General features: G+C 60.3%; 4 protein-coding genes. 2 read left to right on the top strand and 2 right to left on the bottom strand.

Features of this window, described 5'->3' with window-relative positions; translation table 11 throughout:
* Positions 1–546 (bottom strand): 23S rRNA pseudouridine(2604) synthase RluF (gene rluF, locus AAC083_RS14320; RefSeq protein ID WP_108536954.1); only part of this gene is annotated, 546 nt, incomplete at its 3' end.
* Positions 536–658 (bottom strand): hypothetical protein, encoded by a 123-nt coding sequence (locus AAC083_RS14325; protein ID WP_258224700.1) that lies wholly within the window; start codon positions 656–658, stop codon positions 536–538. The genes rluF and AAC083_RS14325, both read right to left, overlap by 11 nt.
* A gap of 557 nt (positions 659–1,215) precedes the next feature.
* On the opposite strand from AAC083_RS14325, the gene gdhA reads away from it, so the two are divergent.
* On the top strand, positions 1,216–2,562 hold the full coding sequence (gene gdhA, locus AAC083_RS14330) for an NADP-specific glutamate dehydrogenase (protein ID WP_042034570.1): 1,347 nt from the start codon (positions 1,216–1,218) through the stop codon (positions 2,560–2,562).
* Positions 2,563–2,770: 208 nt separating this feature from the next.
* Positions 2,771–3,616, top strand: an 846-nt coding sequence (locus AAC083_RS23145) for an alpha/beta hydrolase (RefSeq protein ID WP_258224701.1), incomplete at its 3' end; no start/stop codon positions are given.

A 3,616-nucleotide genomic window follows, 5' to 3' on the forward strand; every position in this document is an offset into this window, starting at 1 on the left:
CACCAGGGTGATGCGAAACACGAACGGCGCCTCTCTCTTCACCTTGCACTTCTTGGTGACGGCCCCGAGGATCGGCACCCCGGCCCCCATCCCCTTGATAAACTCGTCGGTCACCGGCTTGTCGACGGTCACCAGGTACTCTTTCTCGTGATCGTTGCCCGCCCGCAGTATCTTGTTGACCAGATCGCCGTGGTTGGTCAGGAAGATGAGACCCTGCGAATCCTTGTCGAGCCGCCCGATGGGGAAGATGCGAGTGCTGTGGTTGACGAAGTCGACGATGTTGTCCTTCTCGCCCGCCTCCGTGGTGGAGACAATACCCACCGGCTTGTTGAGCACGATAAAGACCAGGCTGTCGGCTTCCCGCGCCTCGATCACCTGACCGTTCACCTTGACCAGATCCCCGGCAAACACCTGATCGCCGATCCCGGCCCGCTTGCCATTGATAAAGACCTGGCCCTGCTCGATGAAGCGGTCGGCTTCACGGCGCGAGCAGATGCCGCTCTCGCTGATGTATTTGTTCAGGCGCATGGATTCATCAGCCAGCATGGGTCACCTGCCACAGGCTGATAGCCCCATCCAGTTGTGCGGTTGCGGGTTCCGGCCAAGCCGGGGAGGCTGTCTGCTGCATCAGCCGATTCACTACGTCAAAGTTCTGCATACCATTCCATCTTCAAAAAGGCCAAGGCCAGCTTAACCATCAAAAAACGCCGCTACAGTAGCATATTGCCCCGTCCAGCACGCCGGATACTTGCCATTCACGGCGACGCGCCGCCCCAAAATGTGCGGGGCGTCATGCCATGATGAGAGCGCACCGCTGGCGCATTGCTCAGCCCCTCACACGGCAAGGGCAGGATGGGGCGAAGATAAAGGTAAAAATGACGACCCGAGCGAGACAGCAGATCCCCACGCTTTCACCCTGAAAACATTCACGCCATATGCAATCGGCTTGCGCCTGCGCCACACAGCACCAATAACCACTTGCTATTTATTAACTTAAAATGCATAAAAAGATTTTCGTTGTCGCACATTATCTTACTGCAGCCATTCCGGTTTTCTGTGACTTTCGGCGGCCAACACAACAATCGTTGGTAAACCAGACACAAACCCACGTTTTTGTCCGTATTCATCCCCAACACAAATCATAAATTTGGATGCACGGCATGGTTTTTTTCTCTGGCAAGAGGCCCATTTCATCATTCACTACAGGAGTTACAGATGAGTCATTCCCTATCCCAGACGGATTTTCTGGCCCAGGTGGCCAGCCGCAATCCCCACCAGCCCGAGTTCATTCAGGCGGTGAGCGAGGTGGTCGCCTCCATCTGGCCCTATGTGGCACGCCACCCCCGTTATTTGCAGCATGGTCTGCTGGAGCGGCTGGTGGAGCCGGAGCGGCTGATCCAGTTTCGGGTCAGCTGGGTCGACGACAAGGGTCAGGTACAGGTCAATCGCGGCTACCGCATCCAGCACAACTCGGCCATTGGCCCCTTCAAGGGCGGCATGCGCTTTCACCCCTCGGTGGATCTCTCGGTACTGAAATTTCTCGCCTTCGAGCAGACCTTCAAGAACGCCCTCACCACCCTGCCCATGGGTGGCGGCAAGGGCGGCAGTGATTTTGACCCCAAGGGCAAGAGCGAGGGGGAGGTGATGCGCTTCTGTCAGGCGCTGATGCTGGAGCTCTATCGCCATCTGGGGGCCAATACCGACGTGCCTGCCGGCGACATCGGGGTGGGTGGGCGTGAGGTGAGCTACATGGCGGGCATGATGAAGAAGCTCACCAACAGCGCCGAGTGCGTCTTCACCGGCAAGGGGCTCTCCTTTGGTGGCAGCCTCATCCGCCCCGAGGCCACCGGCTACGGCCTGCTCTATTTCGTTGAAGCCATGCTGGCCCATCGCGATCAGTCGCTGGCGGGCATGACGGTATCTGTGTCGGGCTCCGGCAACGTGGCCCAATACGCTATCGAGAAGGCGATGGCGCTCGGTGCCCGCGTGATCACCGCCTCCGACTCCGGTGGCACCGTCCATGATCCGGATGGTTTCACCCCCGAGAAGCTGGCAAGGCTGATGGAGATCAAGAACGAACAGCGCCAGCGGGTTGCCGATTATGCCAACGAACTGGGGCTGGAGTTTTTGAGCGGCCGCACACCCTGGCACCTGCCCACCCGGATCGCCCTGCCCTGCGCCACCCAGAACGAATTGGGGGAAGAGGACGCCAGACAACTGGTGGCCAGCGGCCTGCAACTGGTGGCCGAGGGCGCCAACATGCCAAGCAGCGCCGCTGCCATCAAGGTATTCCACGAGGCGAAAGTGCTGTTTGCCCCCGGCAAGGCAGCCAATGCGGGGGGCGTCGCCACCTCGGGGCTGGAGATGAGCCAGAATGCCCAGCGCCTCCCCTGGAGTCGGGAAGAGGTGGACGCTCGTCTCAGGGAGATCATGACCAGCATACACGCCACCTGTGTCCGATTCGGACAAGATGGCGAGGGCCATGTGAACTACGAGAGTGGCGCCAACATCGCCGGCTTCGTCAAGGTGGCCGATGCCATGCTGGCCCAGGGGGTCTGCTAGCCCAGTTCGGCGACCAGGCCCCACACACCACGCGGCAGCCCGGGGCTGCCGCGTTTTTCATGGCCTTGTCACCGCTCGCTTCATCTGTACTTATCACCTTGTTTCTATTAGAATTTAGACAATATTCAAGCATTAAAATCGCTACACTCATCCCGGCAGCCCAGTCCAACCGGTGCCGCCCCCCTCTTTCCTCGCCAAGGACAGTTCTATGCTGGCTCGTACCCGTCGTCTCATTCGACGCTCTCTTCTGACCCTCTTGTTCATATTGCTGGCCGCTTGGGCGCTGATCGCCTACTTCGCCTGGCAGGCTGCGCCGCTGCAGCTGTGGCATACCTTTATTCCCCCCGAGCTCAGTGCCGACGAACTGGATAACAGCGACTGGCAAGCCTATCTGACCCGCGAGCAGCAGTTGATCGATCTGGTGGAACAGGAGGTGGTCGCCAAGACGCCGCCGGAACAACAGCTGGCGGGCAATCGCTACTTTCAGAACGCCCCCATCAATCCCGCCCATTTTCGCGATAACTGGAACCGATCCTACCTGCTGCGCCCGGATGGCGAGGTGAAGGGGGTGGCCGTGTTCCTGCACGGCCTGACCGACTCCCCTTATAGCCTTCGCCACGTGGCCCAGCGTTATCGCGAGCAGGGCTTCATCGCCCTGGGCCTCCGTATTCCGGGCCACGGCACCGTGCCCGCCGGGTTGGTCAACATCGAGTGGGAAACCTGGCTGGCGGCGACCCGACTGGCCGTGCGCGAGGCCAGAGTGCTGGCCCCGGGCAAGTTGCCGCTGCATCTAGTGGGCTTTTCCAACGGCGGCGCGCTGGCGGTGAAATACGCGCTGGATGCGCTGGAAGACAAGACAGGCACACTGACAAGGCCGGATCAGCTGGTGCTCATCTCCCCCATGATAGGGGTGACCCGCTTTGCCCGCTTCGCCGGCCTGAAGGCGGTGCCCGCCCTGTTGCCCGCCTTTGCCAACGCGGCCTGGCTCGGCATCATGCCGGAGTTTAATCCGTTCAAATACAACTCCTTCCCGGTCAACGGGGCACGCCAATCC

Origin of the sequence: Aeromonas sp. HMWF014 (assembly GCF_963878295.1) — a bacterium.
GTDB lineage: Bacteria > Pseudomonadota > Gammaproteobacteria > Enterobacterales > Aeromonadaceae > Aeromonas > Aeromonas popoffii.

What these genes read in the sequence shown, in the direction of transcription:
- AAC083_RS14325 (WP_258224700.1), bottom strand. Translation starts at nt 658, where the DNA reads ATGCAGAACTTTGACGTAGTGAATCGGCTGATGCAGCAGACAGCCTCC.
- gdhA (WP_042034570.1), top strand. Translation starts at nt 1,216, where the DNA reads ATGAGTCATTCCCTATCCCAGACGGATTTTCTGGCCCAGGTGGCCAGC.